The organism is Bacillus sp. 05T31 (assembly GCF_056396725.1).
This window is the reverse complement of sequence record NZ_JBFTMA010001067.1, coordinates 1-996: the sequence shown is the minus strand read 5'-3', so window position 1 is coordinate 996 and position 996 is coordinate 1. Positions and strand designations below refer to the sequence as shown.

Sequence of the window (996 nt, the reverse complement as noted above, 5' to 3'; positions counted from 1 at the left end):
GGATTAAATGCTAACATTGCAGCCATACCTTGAGGAACTGTTTTTGAACGAATAACAATAACTTCTTGTTCTACAACTGACGCTGCTTGTTCTGCTGCCATCACGATATTCCCGTTATTTGGTAAAATGATGATTTTTTCAGCATTCGCCTCTTCAATCGCCTTCACAATATCCTCCGTACTCGGATTCATCGTTTGGCCACCTTCGATAACTTTCGTTGCACCAATGCTYTCAAATAGAGTTTTAATACCCGATCCCATAGCTACAGTTACAATACCATACGGTTGTTTCTCTATTGGCTGATTCGTTTGTTCAGGTACCATGGTAGGTTCATCTAATAAAGCAGTATGCTGTTCACGCATATTTTCTACTTTGATCTTAATTAGACTACCGTAACGTTGTCCATAGTTCATAGGATCTCCAGGATGTTCCGCATGAATATGAACCTTTACAACCTCATCATCCGATACAACAAGTAGTGAATCTCCGTACACACTAATATCTTCACGGAATTTTTGTTCAGAGAAATTATGTTCCTTCATTTTTCCAGGCTCTAATTTCACCATGAACTCCGTACAATATCCATACTTAATATCTTCTGTACTCAATTGGCTTTGTACACTACGGTGATGTTCTGCACGTACCATGTCATTCATAGATGGTTGGGCAGGCATATTAGAAGAAATCGTTTCTCCTTTTAAGTCAGCTAAAAATCCTTCATATACAACAACAAGACCTTTACCACCGCTATCTACAACGCCAACTTGTTTTAATACAGGTAATAAATCTGGCGTACGATTTAACGATGCGTTTGCTTCTTTTACAACATCTTCCATAAACAAAACAAAGTCGCGCTGTTTTTTCGCAACTGTCACTGCATATTTACCCGTTTCTCTTGCAACCGTTAAAATCGTTCCTTCAATTGGTTTCATAACCGCTTTGTAAGCTGCCTCTACTCCAGCTTCTAAAGCTGCAGCAAAATCAACTGTCGTTAAT

1 protein-coding gene is annotated in these 996 nt (G+C 38.9%); it reads right to left on the bottom strand.

Going from position 1 to position 996, the window contains the following annotated elements:
* Positions 1-996: DAK2 domain-containing protein (locus tag AC1DJR_RS31390; protein WP_477004401.1), on the bottom strand; the 996-nt coding region annotated here is incomplete at both ends.